This window comes from Steroidobacter cummioxidans (assembly GCF_003104955.1).
In genome coordinates this window covers 173,450-192,923 of sequence record NZ_LSRW01000022.1, presented here as the reverse complement: position 1 = coordinate 192,923, position 19,474 = coordinate 173,450, and the positions used below count along the sequence as shown (strand labels likewise).

General features: G+C 61.5%; 14 protein-coding genes. 9 read left to right on the top strand and 5 right to left on the bottom strand.

From position 1 onward, the window contains the following. Positions 1 to 79: 79 nt before the first annotated feature. The 3 genes from D0550_RS14360 to D0550_RS14350 form a co-directional block, all read right to left on the bottom strand. Complete coding sequence (locus D0550_RS14360) at positions 80 to 1,153, bottom strand: alpha/beta hydrolase (protein ID WP_414717292.1); 1,074 nt, start codon at positions 1,151 to 1,153, stop codon at positions 80 to 82. 9 nt (positions 1,154 to 1,162) lie between these two features. Further along, positions 1,163 to 2,374: an alpha/beta hydrolase-fold protein gene (locus tag D0550_RS14355; RefSeq protein WP_116809876.1), complete on the bottom strand. Its 1,212-nt coding sequence runs from the start codon at positions 2,372 to 2,374 to the stop codon at positions 1,163 to 1,165. A 120-nt stretch (positions 2,375 to 2,494) separates the two neighbouring features. Then, complete coding sequence (locus D0550_RS14350) at positions 2,495 to 5,383, bottom strand: TonB-dependent receptor (protein WP_116809875.1); 2,889 nt, start codon at positions 5,381 to 5,383, stop codon at positions 2,495 to 2,497. Positions 5,384 to 5,944: 561 nt separating this feature from the next. Between D0550_RS14350 and D0550_RS14340 the strand changes: the two genes are divergently transcribed. After that, a complete protein-coding gene (locus tag D0550_RS14340; RefSeq protein WP_116809873.1) occupies positions 5,945 to 6,718 on the top strand; it encodes an IclR family transcriptional regulator in 774 nt (257 codons plus the stop codon). On the opposite strand, the gene D0550_RS14335 is transcribed toward D0550_RS14340, so the two are convergent. Continuing rightward, positions 6,696 to 7,070 carry a c-type cytochrome gene (locus D0550_RS14335; RefSeq protein ID WP_116809933.1) on the bottom strand — a complete coding sequence of 125 codons (375 nt, stop codon included), beginning with the start codon at positions 7,068 to 7,070 and terminating at the stop codon, positions 6,696 to 6,698. The genes D0550_RS14340 and D0550_RS14335 overlap by 23 nt on opposite strands. A 252-nt stretch (positions 7,071 to 7,322) precedes the next feature. On the opposite strand from D0550_RS14335, the gene D0550_RS14330 reads away from it, so the two are divergent. Further along, entirely contained in the window at positions 7,323 to 8,117 is a 795-nt protein-coding gene (locus D0550_RS14330; RefSeq protein WP_206606281.1) for a FadR/GntR family transcriptional regulator, read from the top strand. A gap of 77 nt (positions 8,118 to 8,194) precedes the next feature. Here the strand turns inward: D0550_RS14330 and D0550_RS14325 are convergent, their stop codons facing one another. After that, positions 8,195 to 10,675 carry a beta-propeller fold lactonase family protein gene (locus D0550_RS14325; RefSeq protein ID WP_116809871.1) on the bottom strand — a complete coding sequence of 827 codons (2,481 nt, stop codon included), beginning with the start codon at positions 10,673 to 10,675 and terminating at the stop codon, positions 8,195 to 8,197. A 447-nt stretch (positions 10,676 to 11,122) separates the two neighbouring features. Here D0550_RS14325 and D0550_RS14320 point away from each other — a divergent pair, with 447 nt between their 5' ends. From D0550_RS14320 to D0550_RS14290, 7 genes are all read left to right on the top strand, one after another. Then, positions 11,123 to 11,911 (top strand): class I SAM-dependent methyltransferase, encoded by a 789-nt coding sequence (locus D0550_RS14320; protein ID WP_161965825.1) that lies wholly within the window; start codon positions 11,123 to 11,125, stop codon positions 11,909 to 11,911. Next, positions 11,908 to 12,948, top strand: coding sequence for a radical SAM protein (locus D0550_RS14315; RefSeq protein WP_161965824.1), 1,041 nt, complete (start codon positions 11,908 to 11,910; stop codon positions 12,946 to 12,948). Before D0550_RS14320 ends, D0550_RS14315 begins: the two co-directional genes overlap by 4 nt. A gap of 19 nt (positions 12,949 to 12,967) precedes the next feature. Beyond that, positions 12,968 to 13,684 carry a methyltransferase gene (locus D0550_RS14310; RefSeq protein ID WP_116809868.1) on the top strand — a complete coding sequence of 239 codons (717 nt, stop codon included), beginning with the start codon at positions 12,968 to 12,970 and terminating at the stop codon, positions 13,682 to 13,684. Between the two features lie 62 nt (positions 13,685 to 13,746). Then, positions 13,747 to 14,991 (top strand): B12-binding domain-containing radical SAM protein, encoded by a 1,245-nt coding sequence (locus D0550_RS14305; RefSeq protein ID WP_153067168.1) that lies wholly within the window; start codon positions 13,747 to 13,749, stop codon positions 14,989 to 14,991. Beyond that, complete coding sequence (locus D0550_RS14300) at positions 14,988 to 16,502, top strand: B12-binding domain-containing radical SAM protein (RefSeq protein WP_116809866.1); 1,515 nt, start codon at positions 14,988 to 14,990, stop codon at positions 16,500 to 16,502. Before D0550_RS14305 ends, D0550_RS14300 begins: the two co-directional genes overlap by 4 nt. Positions 16,503 to 16,522: 20 nt before the next feature. Continuing rightward, the gene (locus D0550_RS14295) at positions 16,523 to 17,680 is read left to right on the top strand and encodes a glycosyltransferase family 4 protein (RefSeq protein ID WP_116809932.1); all 1,158 of its coding nucleotides are present in this window, start codon (positions 16,523 to 16,525) and stop codon (positions 17,678 to 17,680) included. Beyond that, complete coding sequence (locus D0550_RS14290; protein ID WP_116809865.1) at positions 17,677 to 19,470, top strand: ABC transporter ATP-binding protein; 1,794 nt, start codon at positions 17,677 to 17,679, stop codon at positions 19,468 to 19,470. The genes D0550_RS14295 and D0550_RS14290 overlap by 4 nt, the downstream gene beginning before the upstream one ends. The last annotated feature ends 4 nt before the right edge of the window (positions 19,471 to 19,474 follow it).

Below are 19,474 nucleotides of genomic sequence, written 5' to 3'. Positions count from 1 at the left end.
GCGTCAGAAAACAGGTTGGAATCGTGCGCAAAGACCTGCCACTTCCTTTCATTCACACACCCCCTTAGCTGTCACAGCACTAGCGACATCCGGCATCGGAGCAAAGGTGTTTACCGAAGAACGGCAGCACATGATTCTGGAAACGATCGCCCAGTCGGTTGGTATGGTCGCCGGCATAAATGTCGAAGCTGTTCGCGATCCCATAGGTGTCGAGCACGTCATGCAGCCTGGCGGTATCGGTACGCAGACCATCCTGGTCGCCGACGTCGATTGCGATCGCGTCATAGCGCCGGATGTTCCCAATGTACTGATGAATGAACGCCAGCGGCGCGTTGGCTGCCCATCTCGCCAGGACATCGGCCTGAGCTTCGCCAGCCTGTGTCGGAAGATCGAGGAATAACGGAGGATTCTTCGGATTGGGCGACCAGGCCGCCGCGGCCGCCAGCTGCGCGCGCGCGAAGAACGGCAACTTGGCCGAGTCGGCGGGACTCTTCACCTCTTCCAATGCCTTGCTCAACTCGGCGTTGCCGGGCCCCAGGGAGCGCGGCGAGAGGCAGCAAGGGCTCATGATGTAGAGGCTGCCGAACACGTCCGCATGTTTCATTCCGATCCGCGTGGCACCGTAGCCGCCCATGGAATGACCGGCCAGGCCGCGGCTGCGCCGTTCGGGAATCGTGCGGTAATGCGCGTCAATGTAAGAGACCACATCGCGGGCGATGAAGCTCTCGAAGTCGCCCGTCGTGATCGAACCCGAGTACATCGAGCCGTTGTGCACGGTCTTCGAGTCAGGCAACACCACGATCATCTCCTTCGCGCCGCTGGCAAACGCACCTTCGATGGTTTGCGGAGCGTGGATTTCGCGAGCCCACTGCGCGGCGCCGATCGAGTATCCGTGCAGCGCGTACAACACGGGATAGCGGCGCTTCGACTCCTTTTTATAGCCGGGCGGCAGGAACACCAGTACGTCGCGCTCGACCGCGTTGCCTTCGAGATTGCCTGCGACCGCGCTCGCATGGATCTTGATCGATTCGAGCGCGACCGGTTTGGCGCCGGGAACGACCGGCGGCGCCTGCGTCTGCATCTGCGCCAGCGCCGCTTGCGTGCAGCAGGCGCTCAGCAACAATGCCACCAGGCAAATGGCTTTATTCATCATCCGTTCTCATCAGGTCCGCGCTTTACGATGCTTGAACAACCTGGGCGCAAAATCCTGCAAGGCGCGCCGCCAGGTCTGCCATTCGTGGTCCGTGCCCGGCGATTCCACATAGACGTGCTTGATGCCGGCCGCGTTCAGGCCTTCATGAAAGCCTCGAATGCCGGAGAGAAATCGTTCCCCCTCCGCGCTGCCCACGCCGAGCCAGAGCACGTGCACCCGCTTGCCGAACGCAGCAGCGTCGGCGAACACTCCGTTGTAAGCCGTCTTGGGATCGAACTTGCCGGCATCGGCGGACAGCAGTCCGGCGGCGCCACTGAAGCCACCGATGTGAGAGAACAGATCGAGATGATTGAGCGTGACGTGGAACGTCTGCATGCCACCCATCGACAGGCCAGCCATGGCGCGGTTGTCGCGATCGGTCAGCGTCTTGAACGTCTTGTCGATGAAGGGAATCAGTGCCTGCGTCACGTCATCCTCGAACGTCGCGGCCATGTCCAGCATGCCTTTGAGCATGGCCGGAGAGCCGAACGCCACAGATGACATATCGGGCGGAGCTTCGCCGGCACGACGCGCATAGCCATAGGCCATGACGACGATCATGGGCTCGGCCTCGCGCGCCGCGATCAGGTTGTCCAGAATGAAATTCGCGCGGCCCTGCCGGATCCAACCGGTCTCATCCTCGCCACCGCCATGCTGCAGATAGAGCACTGGATAGCGGGCCTTTGCCTGCGTGTCATAGCCTGGCGGCAGATACACCAGCGCATGTCGCCAGGTTCCGGTGACCTTGGAGTGGTACCAGACCTCACGCACCTGACCGTGAGGAACATCCTGGATGGAGTAATAAGTCGCGCCTGGCTCCGGAATTTCCACCGCGCTCGCATATCGTGAGCCGCCAAAGAATGCCTGACTGCCCGGATCGGAGACTTCAGCGCCGTCGATGACGACGGTGTAATAGTGGAACCCCGGAACCAGTGGCTCCGTGATCACCGACCAGAAGCCATCCGCCTGCTTCTGCATGTCGACTTTGGGACCGTTCCAGAAATTCAGTTTGACCTTCGTGGCATCCGGCGCCTTCACGCGCACCTGCACGCGTCCAGCATCGTCGATGCGGGGGTATTGCGCATCCCAGACGTTGGTGCTCGCCGGTCGAAAGGCGCCGTCCGCCTGCGCCCAACAAACATTCGCCGCCAAGACACACGCGATTGCCGTCAGCCACTTCATGAGTTCCCCCAACTTGTCTCGCAAATGTCGATCACAACTCTCATACCTGCTTGCACCACGACCAAAAAAAGGGGGAGGCGCCGGACAGGGGATATGTACCGCCACCTCCCCCAGCCGATGTTACATCCGGTAGCGCGCGCCCAACGCGTAGCGCCGACCGTAGGCGAACACGTCGAGCAGCTGGTTGTCGAACCGACCATGCGTGCTCATCGTCTCGTTGGTGACGTTCAACGCCTCGAAGAACACGTTGAGCTGATCGGTCAGCTGATAGCTGGTGGTCAGATCGATCTGCAGGCTCGAGTTCACGAACGTCGGCTCGGCACCGAACGCGCCGGTGTTCTGGTTCTGACCGAACTGCAGCAGGTATTCGTCGCGCCAGTTGGCGGCGACGCGCACCTCGAAGCCGTTCTTGTCGTAGAACCCGACGAAGTTCGCCGAGTCCGCCAGACCGGTCACCGCAAAGCCGCTTTGCGAGATGTCGTAGCGGTTGTAAGGCTTGTCGGTGTTCACCAGCGTGACGTTGGCGTTGAAGCCGAAGCCGGTGTCGCCAAACACGTGTTGCCAGGCGAACTCGAAGCCGTCGACGGTGGCATCGGGGCCATTGATCCGCTGCGAGACCGTGTACTGCGCCAGCTGACCGGTGCTCGGATCGATCACGCCATTGATGGTCTGGCGCTGCGTGCCTTGCACGATGAAGTTGGTCACCTCTTTGATGAAGTAGTTGACCGACGCATACGAGTTCTGCTGGTAGTACCACTCGACCGCGAAGTCGAAGTTATCCGACAGATACGGCTTGAGGTTCGGGTTGCCGCCATCCGCAGTCAATGCGCCGATACGCGGCAGCCCTCCCACGTTCAGCACGGGCGTCAGGAAGTTGATCGCCGGTCGCGTCAAGGTCCGCGAGGCGCTGAAGCGGGCATGAATCTCTGGAGTGACCTCCAGCTTCATGTCCATGCTCGGCAGCAGATAGGAATACTTGCTGTCGGTGGAGATCGACCGAGTCGGCGAGAACGTAGTCGTCAGCAACGTCGGGTCGGCGGCGTCCCGGGCCAATGACACCGGCAGGCGGCCGATACCCGCCGAAGTCACATCGGTACGCTCGTTGCGAACGCCCGCGCTGAAATGGAACGGACGGCCCGCAACCTCGACGTTGAAGGCCGCGCGCACGAACAGCGACAAGGTCTTCTCGGTGATGTCCTGAATGCTGCCCGGGTCGGCAGCCAGATCGAGGCTCCCCGCGTAGCTACACAGGGCCGGTGGCGCGGCGTTGAGGCAGGCGTTGGAGCCGTCCTCGTTCTGGGGATAATTGAACCCCGGGATGTTGCTCTGATAGGGATTGCCCAGCCCTTGCAGGTAGCCGTACAGACCGCGAGGATCGTACATGAGCAGTTGTGAGGGCAACGCGCCGCCGCCGGAGAACCCCGGAATGAAGCCGCCCGTCCCGATGGTGCCTCGATACAGGTTGGTCGGCACGAGCACGCCCGAGGAGCGGCCCGAGGGCGCGCCATAGCCGGAGTAGGCCTGCCAGAAGTTGTTGGCGAACGTGTTGCTCTGCTGCAGCTGGAAGTTGTCATCGACATAGCTGGCGCCGCCGTCGAGCTGCAGGTTGTCCTGCTTCCAGGTCACCGTGATGCGCGCTTGCTTCAGCTCGTCCGTATTCTCCTGTGACTGGCGCACCAGCACGTGCGAACCAATCACGTTCGGATCGAGATAGCGCGATTGATCGCCGTTGGGACCGTAGGTGGTCAACTGCGGCAAGGTGTTGCTGCTATCGCCGAGCACGCGCACGCCCAAGGCGGTACCGAGGCTGCCGCCATAGCCGATATCGGCATTGTCGACGCCCTCCCCGTTCGGGTTCTGCCGGCTCTTGGCATAGGAGGCATCGATGTCAAACGACAGGTTGTCGGAGGCATCGAGCTTCAGATTGATGCCGATCTGATTGGTCTCGCGCAACTGGGTCGTCAGGCCCGCGTTCAGATCCATCGGCGTGCCCGACTGCACGAAGTCGACCACCGTGCCGTTGCCGTCCATCTGCACGTTGCGCAGATCGTTCAAGCCGAACCACAGCGCAAAGCCATAGGTCTCGGTGACGAGCTTCTGGCGCGAATAGTTGTCATCGACGGTGAGCAACACGCGATCCGACGGACGCCACTGGAAGGCGATGCGACCGTCGATGCGCTCATCGTTCACCTGCGACTGTTCGGCGCCGTATTGCTGCTGCCACCAACCCACGACGCTCTTGTCATCGAGCTGGTTGCCGGTACACGTCGGGGTCAGCTGACACGGCGCGAAGCGACCGCCCACCCAGCCGGACACGAACACGCGATTGGTGTCGGTGCTGCGCTCGGTATAGATCACATCGGCCAGCACGCCGAACGTGTCATCCGCGAAGGTATTGCTGAAGAGCACGCCCGCGGTGGGCTTGATCTCACCGGCCTCATCCTGCATCGAACCGGAGGCACTGGTGACCAGCCGCAGTCCGGGTTGATCGAACGGCTTGGGAAACATCACGTTGACGGTGGCGCCGATGGAGTTGGCGGACAACGTGATATCCGGCGTCTTCATCACGGCCAACGCACCGACGAAGTCCGCACCCACCGTGCTGAAATCCACCGAACGACCGCCGGCGGCCGTGGAAATGCGGCGGCCATCGAACAGCGTTTCGTTGAAGTCGCCACCGAAGCCGCGCACCGTGATGCCGGTCGGCTCGCCGCGCGTGCCGGCGCGTTGAATCGACACACCCGGGATTCGCTGCAGCGATGCGGCGACGTTCGAGTCGGGAAACTTGCCGATATCTTCCGAGGAAATCACGTCGACGACGCCGGTCGCCTCGCGTTTCATATCCAGGTTTCGCTGGAGCGACTCCCTGATACCGGTAACAATTACTTCCTCGAGTTCACTGGTATTAGCGGACGTGGACGAGCCCTGCTGCGCCTTGGCTTGAGCCGAGATTGCTAGCGCTACCAAAACTGCGGCGCGTAAAACGCCATTCCTGGTCACCGACTGCATTGATTGTTCCCCCTTTGAAGTCCCACCCTTGTTTGCGGGTGTGGTCAGTGGCGTACTTATCACCGCGACGCCAATCGCGTCAATACTCGGACAAATGTTTACTGCCGGTCATCTCTCTCGAGAGAGACGGCTCCCTCCATCATCGTGATAACGTCGCTCGCAAGAAAAGCTTCGCCGCACGCTCGAGTGCGCGAAGAATTCCGATCCAGGTGATAACTCGAAAGAAATGTTGTTGCGATCGCCCGGCTGCAGCTCGAAATCCTTGCAGCCACGCAATGAGATGCGCCGCACGTTGACCTTCGGCGGATCCTGATACGGCTGCACGCGCAAGCACGAATCGAACACAACACCCCCTGCCGGGCCGGAGTCCTTGCGCCGCGTTCTGCGGCATCTGACACGCACGGCTCTTGTTGTAACTGTCGCAAACCGAAGATACACGCTTTCACAAGTACAATCTACTTCATTACTGAAATTCGATGCAATCAATCGACAGCCTGTCTGCCGCCGCCCCTGCGCTTGAATCGTGGTAACCGGTAGCAGCTATTGATTTATAATTGAAAAATGACCGAACGTGAAAACCGAGAACGCAAATACAGCGCGCCCGCTCTAGAGAAGGGGCTGGACGTACTCGAGTTGCTGGCCGCGCGCGGCGGCCCACTGACGCTGTCACAAATGGCCAACGAGCTGAGCCGTTCAGTCGGCGAGCTGTTCCGCATGGTCGAAGCGTTGATACGCCGCGGCTATATCGCTCCAGCGGAGTCAGGCGAAGGGCTCGAGCTTACAGACAAGTTGTTCGCTCTCGCGCTGGCGCGCCCACCGGCCCGGAGTCTGCTCGAGCATGCGTTGCCCGAGATGACAAAGCTGGCTCGCGCGATCGGGCAATCCTGCCATCTGGCGGTAGCCAGCAATGAGCAGATGGTCGTCATTGCTCGCATCGAAGCGCCCGGCAATGAAGGCTACTCAGTACGAGTGGGCAATCGCCGGCCATTGGTCGTGTCTACATCAGGGCTGGTGCTCTATGCATTTCAGCCACCCAACATTCGCGCGGAGTGGCGCACCCGCCTTGCACCTACGGTGAGCGGCAACGCGTGGAAAGCGTTCGAAGAGCGGGCAGCAATGGCCCGCACCAAAAAATATGTTCGAGCGGACAGCGACGTCACCCGGCACATCATCGATCTGTCCGCCCCCATCATGTCGCCACAGGGCGTAGCGGCCGCATTGACCTGCCCGTTCATCGAAACTCCGAAAGCGCTGCCTATCAAGGACACTGTCGTCGCCATCCGGCGCGCCGCCGATGAGATCTCCGCGAAGCTCACTCGGCCGGCTGCTGTTTGAGATACGCAATTATGTTGGCAAGATCCGCATCGCTGGCGAGGCCGGGAAACACCATCTTCGTGCCGGGCAGGAACTTCCCCGGCTCTTTCAGATAAGTCTTGAGTGCGTCCTCATCCCAGGTGAGGCCGGACTTTCTCATGGCCGAAGAGTAGCGATAGCTCGGATACGTCCCCGCGGGCCGACCCACAATTCCGTTCAACACAGGCCCGACGCTGTTCTGAGCACCTGCACCGACTGTGTGACACGCCGAGCACTGCGCAAACACCTTCGCACCCGCCCCTGCATCGCCATCTGCCCACGCTGAAGAGACCCATACCAGCGTGCTGACACTGGCGAACACCCATCTTTTCACCTTCAACCTCTCTCAAACATTCGGCAGCGATGTCGCGACGCGCAGATTCGCGCAGATTCGTGCACGAACGCTAAATACCGCGCGAGATCGTTCGCAAGTGGGGACATCATGCCAACACTTGCTTTGCTTTGATACATGCAAACGTTTTTATAGTTGATATAGTTTGCCTGCACATCCGAATCGCCGTGTGCGCGGTGGCCAACAGTCGAACGTGCCACCAGCGCATTCTTTACACACGAGTTCGACACTCACATGCGCAGTCCCAGAAAAGAGCAAAGACGAGAGCCTCAGTGGGCAGTTCCCCTGTCGGACATCGCCGGGTCGATGCATGCCGCCATTCCAGCCTCGTCCGTTCACGGCAGAATCGCTTGCGAGCTCGGCTCGTCCATCCTCTGCGGCCGCCGAGCAGTCGGCTCTCTGTTGCCGAAGGAAATGGATGCTGTCGTCGACTTCGGTGTGTCACGTAGCGCGTACCGAGAGGCCGTGCGCATGTTGGTTGCCAAGGGACTGGTTGAGAGTCGTCCCCACCTCGGAACGCACGTGACCGATCGACGACGCTGGCAGGTACTCGATCCCGATGTCTTGCGCTGGGCCTTCAACAGCGGGCCCAGCCTGACCTTCATCCAGGAATTGTTCGAGCTTCGAGGCATTCTCGAGCCCCACGCAGCCGAACTGGCCGCACGCCGCCGGACTCGGGAGCAACTGACTTCCATAGGCAATGCACTCGAGACCATGGCGCGCCAGGGACTCGCATCCGCCGAGGGCCGAGCTGCGGATGAGCGATTTCATGAAGCGATTCTGGTGGCGACAGGTAACCAGGCATTGATGACGCTGTCCGCGTCGATCTGCGCTGCCATCCACTGGACCACATACTTCAAATATCGATCTCACGAGCCGCCGCGCGACGCAATTCCTGATCACAGGGAACTCTACGCCGCGATCGTCGACAAAGATGCCGATCGCGCAGCTCGGGCTGCCAAGGCACTCATTCACCTTGCGCTGGAAGATACTCGCGCCGCAATCTCAGGGCCCCGAGCCTTGCCGTAGGTGCAGGAACTCGCGACGGGTCCGCGGCCCCGAGAATAGTGAGCACGCCGAACCCGGCGCGCTCACCATGAGCGGTATCAAAAGTGAAACTTCAGTCCGGCGCCATACACGTCGATGCGCTCGCGATCGGCGTGATAACGATTCCATTCGGCATGGATGCTCATGCGGGACCACACATCGAACAGCGCGCCGGCGCCGTAGACGGCATCCACACCATCTCGGTCGCGACCGACGAACCCAGCGGAGCGGACGTCGAACTCCGATTCCCAACGCCACGCGCCCGCACGTGCCGTCACGGAAACGATTTCGTTCACGGGCAATCGGCCGACAATCGCGGCCTCGAAGCCTTGCGGAGCGTGCGGATGCCGCTCGTTGACGCTTGCGAGCAGTCCCGGCACGTCGACGATCGCACCGGTAATTTCAGCCTCCACGTCGCCAAGGTCGGCGTAACCGGCCTCGATCGCGAGATACCGCGTCCACTGATAGCCGCCGCGCACTTGCCATGCGAAGCGATCGTGATGGTCGACTTTTGCGGTTACATCGTAGCCGTCACGTCGCAGTGCCGAGGTGAGCTCGCCGCTACCAATGTCACCATGAGCTTGCCCGATGCTTGCGGCTACATACCAGCGCGAGGCTGTATCTTCTGCTGCCCCAGCGCTGGACATCGCACCCAGCGCAACAGCGCTCAACACGACGCGCCGCTGTTTACGCAGAGCCAGCAAGACGCATGCCGCGAGCAGCAATAGCAGATCGAAGCTGCCTCCACCGCCTGAACTCTTGGTATTCACCGTGGACGAGTTGAGAACGAAGGTGGCGGTCACCGCGCACGCGGACGTGATCGGCGCCGTTGTATATGTGTTGCCAGACAGCGTGCCGCCGCAACCCGTGACTTGCTGGATGCTCGCGCCGCTGGCGGGAACGACGTTGAACGTCGCCGTGCTGCCGCGGGCGACAATCGCGCTCGCAGGTCCGATCGTACCGTTGCCGGATGCGCTGGCGGTGACGGTGTAGGTGCTGGGCCCGCTGACGCCGTTCACTGTGATCGTCACATCCGCGGCGGCGCTTTCGTTCGCGCCGTCGAATACTTGGAAGGACACGACTTTCGTTGCTGTCTGCCCCGTCTCCAAGGACGTATCGTTGCCGGCCTGGAAACTCACCGTGCGCAGTACGGCCTGATATGTTGCCAGCGTGTCCACGCCGGTCAGCCACAGAGTGCCGGTAGCGCTGTCGTAGTTGGCAGTGATGTTCCCCTGAGGCGTCACGCTCAAGGTGTCGCCCACGACGAAGCCGCTGGCCACGAAGACGCGCGCGTCGGCGAGCGTCGGATCATCCGAGTCGAATACCTGCAAATTTGCGTCGAGCACGGCCGCCGGGCCGTTTTCGTCGACGGTGATGGTCGTCGTCGACAGCACGACCGCCGGAATGGGCAGCGAAAAGACAGCGACACTGTTCACGCCTTGGCCGGCTGCGTACAGATGACGGCTCAGCGGGTCAGTGACCATGCCGGAGACGCTCTGAATACCGCTGACTCCGTTCACTCCCTGGGTTGCGGCCATGGCGAGCGAGAGATCGCCAGTCACCGCGTCTCGGTTGAACACCGTGATCGAATTGTCGGTAATGGCGCTAACGTAGACGTAGCGGCCATCCGGGCTGCGCGCGAGGCTGCGCGCACCAGCCAGCGTTTCTACACCGTCTACTCCATCTGTCCTCTTACCCAAGTACGTGAGTGCACCCGTCGTGGCATCGCGCGAGAAGATCGCGACCGAATGCTCTCCCTGTCCGCTGACATACAGAAAGTTATTGTCCGGCGAGAGCACGAGCGAAGACGCAGCCTGGATGCCGTCGACGCCTGCGATGCCATCGACGACCGTCGAGGCTTGCGACAGCTCGCCGGTCGTGGCGTCGATCGCATACACCGACACAGCGTTGTCGGCTGTCGAGGTGATATAGAGGAACGACAGGTCGCTGCTGACCGCAATATTGTTAATGGGACTAGTGGTCGGTCCGAAATGTTGACCGAGCAGGTGCCCATCGACGTTGTCGCGGTAGTCGGCGACGAAGGTCAGCAGGCCCGTCGAAGCGTCACGTGACCAGACGACGAGACCGCTGGGGCTGCCGCCGACGCCATAGACATATCTACCGTCGTGACTCGCCGTGACCGTGACGAACCCGCCCGTTCCACCGGGGTTTGTGTAGTCCTGCAGTCGAGTCAGCAGACCCGTGTCTGCATCACGCGCAAGAGCGACGATGGCGCTGCCGGTCGGCGAGGCGACGTAGACGTGCGCCCCGTCGGGACTTACATCGACGCCGAACGCCGCCGTCAGTCCGCTTTCGGCGCCCAAGTAGGTCAGCGTCCCAGTGACGGTGTCGCGCGCAAAGATCGCGACAGCGCTGGAAGCATAAGAGGCGACATACACATGCCGGCCGTCGGGAGAGACCGCGGGATCGCTGGCGCCACTCAGGCCGGCAACGCCGTCGACGCCATTTTGAAGCGCCTCGATGAAAGTGATCTCATTCGCGCTCGCGCGCGAAGTGGCCAACGTTGTCACCGATGCCATGCAGAACAGCGACAGTGCAATGGCGAATGCACGCCTCGCGGGTGTTCTCGTTCTGCGTGTTGTGCTTCCGGGGATCTCTGCTTCTGTGAGCAGTCGATCAATGAATTCGAATATCAAAGCAGCCTCGCCTGTCGTAGCTCATCCGTCGCGGGCGAATTTATCGAATCGACTGGCTGCGGAGTGTGAGTGAAGTGGCAATTATGTAGGACAAGCCACATAGCAGTTGGAAGCCAAGCAATAGCTGCATCTCGCCCGGCTTGACTTATCAATGTGGCGCTGACCCTCGGGCCCACGTTCGAGTTCTAACGCAGCTCGCCGGTCTCCTACAGGCTGCCTGCAACCTTCCGACCGTGCCCCGTAGGGAGCACGGGCACTCAGGGAACCGTTTCCGCATCCGGCCGTACTTACAGATACTCGGCTCTCCGAGGCGTTGCTGGAGCCCGCAAGTTGCACGCCGAGGCATTTGACGATCTAGCCGCTGACTACGACGCGACGTTCACGGACACGGCGATCGGCAAAGCGCTGCGCACGTTGGTGTGGTCGCGAATGGACACAGCGCTGCGCGATTCGCGGCGCGTCCTCGATCTCGGATGCGGAACAGGAGAAGACGCCGTGCGGCTCGCCCGCAACGGAACCAAGGTGGTCGCGATCGACAGCTCGGCCAACATGGTGCGTGCGGCGCGGTCCAAGGCTGAAAACGCAGGCTGCCAGCAACTAATCGAGTTTCGCTGCGCATCGATGGAAGACCTCCGAAGGGTGCTGGACGATCGTGGGTTCGATGGCGTCCTCTCCAACTTCGGAGCGATCAACTGCGTGCGTGACCTGCCAGGGCTCGTGCGCGACGTCGCCACATGCCTCGAGCCCGGCGCGGTACTTATCTGGGTGATGTTGGGCCGCCGCGTTCCATGGGAATGGGCGTGGTATTTGGCTCGTGGCCAACCTGACAAAGCGTGGCGCCGGTTGCAGCAGGACGACGTGAGCTGGCGCGGACTGACCATCCGTTATCCACCGCCTTCCGAGCTCGCAGCACTGTTGGAGCAGGATTTCATCATCCAGCGCATCTCGCCACTGGGCGTCGCCCTTCCTCCGACTTATGCAGCGCCGTGGGTGGAACGCTCCGCCGTTCTCCTACGCGCGCTCATGAAACTGGAAACGCTCGGGCAGCGCTGTACGGCGCTCGCGTCATGGTCAGACCACTACATTGTCGAGGCCGTGAGGAAAGGAGCTGCGCCATGACCGCAGCGCCCGCATGTGGCACTGAGCTTCACAGGCTGCCCCTGTTGATCCTGTACCTGAGCGAGCGCTGCAACTCCCGCTGCGTCACTTGTGATTATTGGCGCCATGGGCGCGTCGATATGACCTTCGAAGCGACTGTGCGCTTGCTACCGAGCCTGCGGAAACTGGAAACACAAGTAGTCCTGCTCTCCGGCGGTGAGCCCCTCTTGAATCCGGATTGGGAAAGGATCGCGAGACTGCTGCGCGATCACGAGCTGAAGCTGTGGCTGCTGACCTCCGGCCTGTCACTGGCAAAGCACGCTCGACGTGCCGCACAACTCTTCGATGCCACGACCGTCTCTTTGGACGCGACCGATCGCGAAACCTATGCGGCCATCCGCGGTGTAGATGCATTCAATAAAGTGTGTCAGGGAATCCAGGCCATGGCAGAAACGAGCGCGCTGGTCAGCGTCCGCGTGACCCTGCAACGGGCCAACTTCCGACAGCTGCCTCGATTCATCGATCTGGCGCGTCAGTTGGGTGCCTGGCAGATCTCTTTCCTGGCGGTCGACGTCGGCAACGACCATGCGTTCGGCCGCAGCGGGCCATTCAACAGCGAACTGGCGCTGCGTCCCGATGAGCTAGCGGAGCTCGAACAACTGATGCGGTCGCTCGAACGCGAGCACGCGGCAGACTTTCAGTCCGGATTTATCGCCGAAAGTCCGTTGAAGCTACGACGCATACATCAGTACTTCGCCGCGCTGTGCGGCGCGGCCGAATTTCCCGAAGTACGCTGTAACGCGCCGGAATTCTCTGCTGTGATCACTGCTCAGGGTCATATCAATCCCTGCTACTTTATTGCAGGTCTCCAAGACTCCGCGTTGCCTGAGGACGTTGACACTGCGTTGAACGGCCCGCGGTTGCTTGCTGTTCGCGACGCGATCCGCACAGGAGCCCGCCCCGAATGCGCACGTTGCGTCTGCTCCATGTGGCGGGAGCCGGGAGCGCGCACGGTCGCCGACTTTTGGCGATCCCGAGCAAGTTCCCACATCAACTGACCTCAGTCCAAGAGCACCCATGTACACGGCCTGGCCATCCCTGCGTTTTCCGATGGGTACCCAGCTGCTCGTGAAACTGCTGTTTCGCGGCCAGAAGCTGCTTGGCCGACATCGCTATGACGACTTCATCGTGGAGCGCATCGGATCCGTTCCCATCCTGGTCACACCGAGCGTCTTCAACCCGAAGCGGCTGCGCACTGGAGCGTTCTTCGCATCTGTTCTGGACGGCCGGATCGTCTCCTCGCAGACGACCGTGTTGGACATGGGCACTGGGTCAGGTATCTGCGCAGTGTTCGCAGCCAGGCACGCCGAGCGAGTCGTTGCGGTCGACGTCAATCCAGCGGCAGTGCGATGTGCTCGAATCAACGCGCTGTTGAATCAGGTCGAGCAGCGGATCGATGCGCGTCGTGGAGATCTATTCGACGCAGTCTCGGGAGAGCGGTTCGATCTCATCCTGTTCAACCCCCCTTTTCTCCGCGGCACGCCCCTCAACGATCGGGAGCGCGCCTGGCGTTCGAACGACGTGGCAGAACGCTTCGCAGCGGATTTGCGCGAACATCTAACGCCCTCAGGCTTCGCGCTAGTGTTGCTGTCGACCTTCGGCGCTTCCGTGCGCTTTCTCGAAGAACTGCAGCGACGAGATCATGATCTGTCGGTGTTCGCGCGCTGTAAATACCTGGGCGAACAGCTGACGATCTTCAAAGTCACGCATCCAGCTTCGGGGGCGCGGACGTGAGCTCGCAACGCGGGCAACGCTGCAGGGTTGTATTGTACAACCCGACCGCAGTCTTCTTCACGATGCCTCTGGCACTGCTGGCGGTCGGGTCACATCTCGATCCGGCGCGCTACGAAGTAGTGATCGTCGATGGGCGACTCGATCCTGAGGCCGAGAACACAATCCTTCGCTCGCTGAAGGGTGCGCTGTGCTTGGGCGTAACGGTCCTCACTGGGGCGCCCATCGCCGATGCGCTTCGCATCTCACGCGCCGCCAAGCGGATGCATCCGAATATTCCTGTGATCTGGGGTGGCTGGCACCCCTCCATGTTTGCCGCTGAGTGTCTTCGTGAGCCGTGCGTGGACGTTACAGTGCAAGGCCAAGGTGAGGCTACGTTTGCAGACATCGTGGAGCGTGTTCGGGAAGGCCGTGCGCTCGACGACTGCGCAGGCTGCACATTCCGGCGACCGGATGGCCAGGTGCAACTGAATCCGCCACGCGCCCTTTTGCCGCTCGAGAGCTTCCGACCTCACGACTACAACCTGATCCCGGTGGAACGGTACTTCGAGCTCAAGGGCAAACGACAGCTCGATTTCATCACCTCGCAGGGCTGTAACTTCCGTTGCGCCTTCTGCTCCGATCCGTTTGTCTACGGACGCAAATGGGTTGGACTCGACCCACATCGGGTCGCAACCACACTGCGCGACCTTTGGCAGCGCTATCGCTTCACGGACGTGAATTTCCAGGACGAAACATTTTTCACGCGCCGCGAACGCGTGCAGACGCTCGCCAAGGAAATGATCGACGCCGGCCCCCGCACGACATGGGCCGCCACGATGCGAGCCGACCAGGGGACTCGCCTGCCCGAGGAAGCCTGGCGCTTGTGCCGGCAGTCGGGCCTGCGGCGGCTGCTCGTCGGAGTGGAGTCTGGCGATGCCGCGATGCTGAAGCGGATTCGCAAGGACATCACGCTGGACCAGGTATTTCACACGGCGAACTGGATGAAGGCGCTGGGCATGGCCGGCATCTTTCCGTTCATCGTCGGCTTTCCGGATGAATCCGCAGCGAGCGTCACTGCCACGATCGACTGCGCCAGACGACTGCGCTCGCTGAGCGCAAATTTCGAGACGCCGATTTTCTACTTCAAACCTTATCCGGGCAGCGCCATCGTCCTGGAAGCCGTATCTGCCGGGTTCCGCCTGCCGCAAACCCTACTGGAATGGTCCCAGTTCGATTATGTGGAGGGCGAGCCGGGCCCCTGGGTGACACGCGCCACTTACGAGCTGATCGAGCGCTTCAAATCGTGCCAGCCAGAGGCGCTCTCATGAAGCAGCGGCCCACCATCCTGCTCATCAATCCCACGATAACGCAGCGTGCGAGTGCACGCTTTCCGTTGGCGGTGTTGAGCTTGTCTGTCGCCCTGGAGGGTCGGTATCGAACGAGGATCATCGACGGCAACATCGACCGCGACTTCGTTGCCACCACCTTGCGCTATCTGGCCAATGGGGATATCGGCGCCATCGGGATGACCATCATGGGAGGCCCTCAGCTGCGCACGGCGATTACAGCCTCTCGGGCCGTACGCGAGCGCTTCCCGAGCGTTCCGATCGTGTGGGGCGGCGCCTTTCCCACCAACTGTCCGCACGCAACCCTCAATGTTCCTTACGTCGACTACGCAGTGAGGAGCCAGGGAGAAGAGACATTCCTCGAGCTGCTGGATGCGCTGTCGCACCAGGACTCGAACGCGCTGGCCGCGATCCGTGGGCTGAGCTGGCGCGATGGCGAGGACATCATCCACAACCCGGATCGTGAGTTTTCGGCGGCGAGTCTGGGGGACCGACTGCCGTACGAAACGTTGGAGAATCCCACGCAATACCTTTCCCGCACCTACCTCGGCGAACGCACGGCCGGCTACCAGGCGGCGCTCGGCTGCCGTTTCCGCTGTACCTTTTGCGGAGTGGCAGCAACCTTCAAAGGCAGAATGGCCTTGCCGACTGCGCCAAGGTTGGAACAGGACCTGACATTTCTCACACGCGTGCTCGGCGTGGACGCCATTCAGTTCTACGACCACAACTTCTTCGACCGGGAAGCAGACATGGCCCCGCTGCTGGAGACCCTGGCAAAGATCCAGGTGCCCTGGTGGTGCTTTGCCCGCGCAGACGCGCTCGTGAAGCTCTCCGAGCGCTCCTGGGAATGGGTTCGTAGGAGCCGCCTGCGGATGGCCTACATCGGCGCCGAGTCTCCGAGCGACTGGCTACTCAAACACATTCGTAAAGGGACGCGCTCAGATCAGACACTCGCCGCGATCGAAGTCTGTCGCGGCCACGGAGTGATTCCGGAGCTGTCGTTCATGCTGGCCCCGCCCGAGGATCCCGAGGGCGAAACCGAGAAAACGTTCGAGTTCATTCACGTCCTCAAGCGGCGCTATCCGGAAACGGAGATCATGATTTATCTCTACACGCCTCTGCCGCCACCGCCGTGCGGTGCGAATCCTCATGTCGTGCGCCAGATGAGCAGTCTGCGCGACGTCACGGGAACCCCCGTCGTGTTCCCCACGACGGCAGATGGTTGGGCGGAGCCGCACTGGCACGCGTACTGGTGCCACAAGGACGCGCCGTGGATCTCGCGACGCCTGCACAAACGCATCCGTGACTTCACGACCGTGTTGGGATGCAGATTCCCGACAATCATCGACGTCACGGCTCCCGCCTGGCAACGGCGGACGCTGCGGGCGCTGGCGTCCTGGCGCTATGGACTTCGCAAGTATGACCGTCCCTGGGAGCTCGAGCTGTCCAAAAAGCTGGCTCGGCTTCGAGACCCGCGCGCATTGAGTCTTTGAGTTTCGATACAGGCGTTCGCATGCACGTAGCGCAGATCAGCTTCTTTGCCGACCCGGCTCAGCGCGCACCGGAGGAGCTCCTGAAAGCATGGCCGTCGCTCGTCGATATTGCGGAATGTGCCGCGAGCAGCGGCGTGCGGGTCTCGGTCATCCAGGCATCGACACATACACAGACCTTCCATCGCAATGGAGTGAGCTATCGCTTTTTGCCGATGGGCCGCGCGGCCTCCCCCACTGCCCCCTTGGGCACGTTGCCTGGAGTCCTGCGCGATCTCGCCCCGGACCTGTTCCATGTCCACGGGCTTGGATTTGGACAGGATGTTTTTCAACTCTCCCAGATCGCGCCGGACGCGCCAATCCTGTTACAGGATCATGCAGACGCGCCCCCGCGATTCTGGCGACGCACAGCCTGGCGGCGCAATGCGGCGGTGATTTCAGGAGTTGCATTCTGCGCACGTCAACAGTCGCAACGCTTTGCTGACGCAGGACTCCTGCAGCGGCGGGTGCCAATCTATGAAATTCCCGAATCGAGCAGCCGCTTCACTCCGGGAAATCAGGAAGAGGCGCGTCGCGCGCTCGGTGTAGCCGCGGCGGCACCCCTCATCCTGTGGGTCGGACATCTCAACGACAACAAGGACCCGCTCACTGTACTGAAGGGTCTGAGTCTCGCCGCGCGTAACTTGCCGGACGCGCAGCTCTGGTGTTGCTTCGGGACTGCGCCATTGTTGACCGCTGTCCGCAAGCGCATCGATGGGGATCCCGTGCTGCGCGATCGCGTGCGTCTGTTGGGTTGCGCGAGCCATGCCGAGATCGAGACTCTGATGCGAGCCGCGGATTTGTTTGTTCTCGGCAGCCATCGCGAAGGCAGTGGCTACTCGCTCATCGAGGCACTGGCGTGTGGCTTGCCGCCCGTCGTGACCGACATCCCTTCGTTTCGTGCGCTAACGGGGCAAGGTGCCGTGGGAATGTTGTGGCCGCCGGACAACTCGCACGCACTCTGCGAGGCGCTGTTAGCCATGACGGACCACATTGGCTCGCCAGTACGCGCTGCCGTCAGGGCGCACTTCGACGCCGAGCTGTCGTTTGAATCTGTCGGTCGCAAGCTGGCTGCCGCGTATCACGACTTGCTCATGCGCAAGCGGGGATCGACCTGGTCACGCCGAGGAGTCAGCCTGTGAGCGTCGTGCGAGACATCTGGAGCATCCTCACCCAGAAGCAACGCGCATATGCACTCGCTGCACAGTCCATCTCATTCCTGATGGCATTCTCTACCATTACCGGCATGACGGCGATCGTGCCGTTCTTCTCGGTGCTGGGCGACCCGCGCCTGATCGAGCACAACACCTTGCTGAAGTGGCTCTACACCCAGGGAGGGTTCACCAGCCGGCACACTTTCATCACGACTCTGGGGATGGCCTTCATTGCGGTCGTGCTATTGGCGAATTGCATCAATCTGGCGGGCACGCTGACGATGAATCGCGTGGCCCTCAAGATCGGGGCCGAGCTGCAGACGCGACTGTTCGGCGAATATCTACGCCGCCCGCTGGGCTTTCACACGTTGGCCGGCGGTGCAGTGTTGTCGAACAACATACTCTACGAAGTTCCCCGCCTCACCCGCGGCATTCTGGAGAATCTATTCACCCTCGCGAGCCAAACCATCACGGCTGCATTCATCATCCTGTGTCTGCTGGTGTTGAATCCATGGCTGGCTGTGACGATCCTCGCAGGGCTCGGTGGCGCTTATCTTCTGATCTATCTCGGCGTCCGCAATCGCTTGCTCCAGGCCGGGCAAGCGCAATCCCATTACTCAGAACAGCAGACGCGGATCATTCAAGAGGGCTTGGGCGGGATCAAGGAAGTCAGGCTCATGCACGTGCAGGAGTTTTTCCGCCGCGGGTTCGAGTCGGCGAGCGCTGGTGCCGCTTCGGCGGCAGCTCACCATCACACGGTCGGGCAGAGTCCCAAGCCGCTCATGGAGTGCGTGGCTGTCGCGGCCCTCGTCAGTGTGGCTGTAGCAGTAACGGCGGATGCGGATGGCATGGGCGCATGGCTCGGTCAGTTGACCTTTGTTGCATTTGCGGGATACCGGTTGTTGCCGAGTCTGCAGCAATCATTCGCGGCCCTCGTGAAAATTCGTGCGGACCGGGCGGCACTGGCACACCTTGCGCCAGATCTCAGATGCGCAAATGCGGCTCACGCGACATCGCCCGACTCTCCTTCAGGGGTATGCAACATCCCTCGCAAGGAAATTCGGCTGCGCGACGTATCGTTTCACTACAACGCCGCAGATACTCCAGCGATCCATGAGGTCACTCTGACTATACCGGCGGGTGCGGCGGCCGCACTGATCGGCGCCAATGGCTCGGGAAAAACCACACTCCTCGATCTGATCGCCGGCGAGTTGCAGCCGGCGGCCGGCGCTCTGGAAGTTGATGGGACAGTGATCGATGCCTCGAATCGCACTGTCTGGCAGTCGCATCTCGCCTACGTGCCACAACAACCTTTTCTACTCGATGCCAGCATCGCGCAGAACATTGCGTTCGGCGTCGAAGCGCACGCGATCGATCAGCAGCGGCTGCTCGAAGCCGCGCACCTCGCGCAACTCGACGACTTCGTTCGGCGGCTGCCTCGCGGATACGAGCATCGGGTCCGCGAGCGAGGTGTTACGTTGAGCGGCGGGCAGCGTCAGCGACTGGGAATCGCGCGGGCGTTGTATCGAAATGCCGCCGTGCTCCTGCTGGATGAGGTGACCAATGCGCTCGACGGACTCAGCGAACAGGAAGTGATTGCGACCTTACGCGGACTGCGCGGACGCTGCACCATTATCCTCGTGGCGCATCGGCTGAGCACAGTACGCTGGTGCGACGTCATCTTCGAGCTCGAGCACGGCAAGCTCGCGGCCGCTGGCAATTACGACGCGCTGTTGAGTAGCTCAGAGGCCTTCCGACGGATTGCCGATCTACGCTGAGGGC

Coding starts and splice junctions, on each gene's coding strand:
- D0550_RS14305 (WP_153067168.1), top strand. CDS start 13,747: ATGCCTCTGGCACTGCTGGCGGTCGGGTCACATCTCGATCCGGCGCGC.
- D0550_RS14330 (WP_206606281.1), top strand. CDS start 7,323: ATGCGCAGTCCCAGAAAAGAGCAAAGACGAGAGCCTCAGTGGGCAGTT.
- D0550_RS14310 (WP_116809868.1), top strand. CDS start 12,968: ATGTACACGGCCTGGCCATCCCTGCGTTTTCCGATGGGTACCCAGCTG.
- D0550_RS14315 (WP_161965824.1), top strand. CDS start 11,908: ATGACCGCAGCGCCCGCATGTGGCACTGAGCTTCACAGGCTGCCCCTG.
- D0550_RS14340 (WP_116809873.1), top strand. CDS start 5,945: ATGACCGAACGTGAAAACCGAGAACGCAAATACAGCGCGCCCGCTCTA.
- D0550_RS14295 (WP_116809932.1), top strand. CDS start 16,523: ATGCACGTAGCGCAGATCAGCTTCTTTGCCGACCCGGCTCAGCGCGCA.
- D0550_RS14300 (WP_116809866.1), top strand. CDS start 14,988: ATGAAGCAGCGGCCCACCATCCTGCTCATCAATCCCACGATAACGCAG.
- D0550_RS14350 (WP_116809875.1), bottom strand. CDS start 5,383: ATGCAGTCGGTGACCAGGAATGGCGTTTTACGCGCCGCAGTTTTGGTA.
- D0550_RS14360 (WP_414717292.1), bottom strand. CDS start 1,153: ATGATGAATAAAGCCATTTGCCTGGTGGCATTGTTGCTGAGCGCCTGC.
- D0550_RS14355 (WP_116809876.1), bottom strand. CDS start 2,374: ATGAAGTGGCTGACGGCAATCGCGTGTGTCTTGGCGGCGAATGTTTGT.
- D0550_RS14325 (WP_116809871.1), bottom strand. CDS start 10,675: ATGGCATCGGTGACAACGTTGGCCACTTCGCGCGCGAGCGCGAATGAG.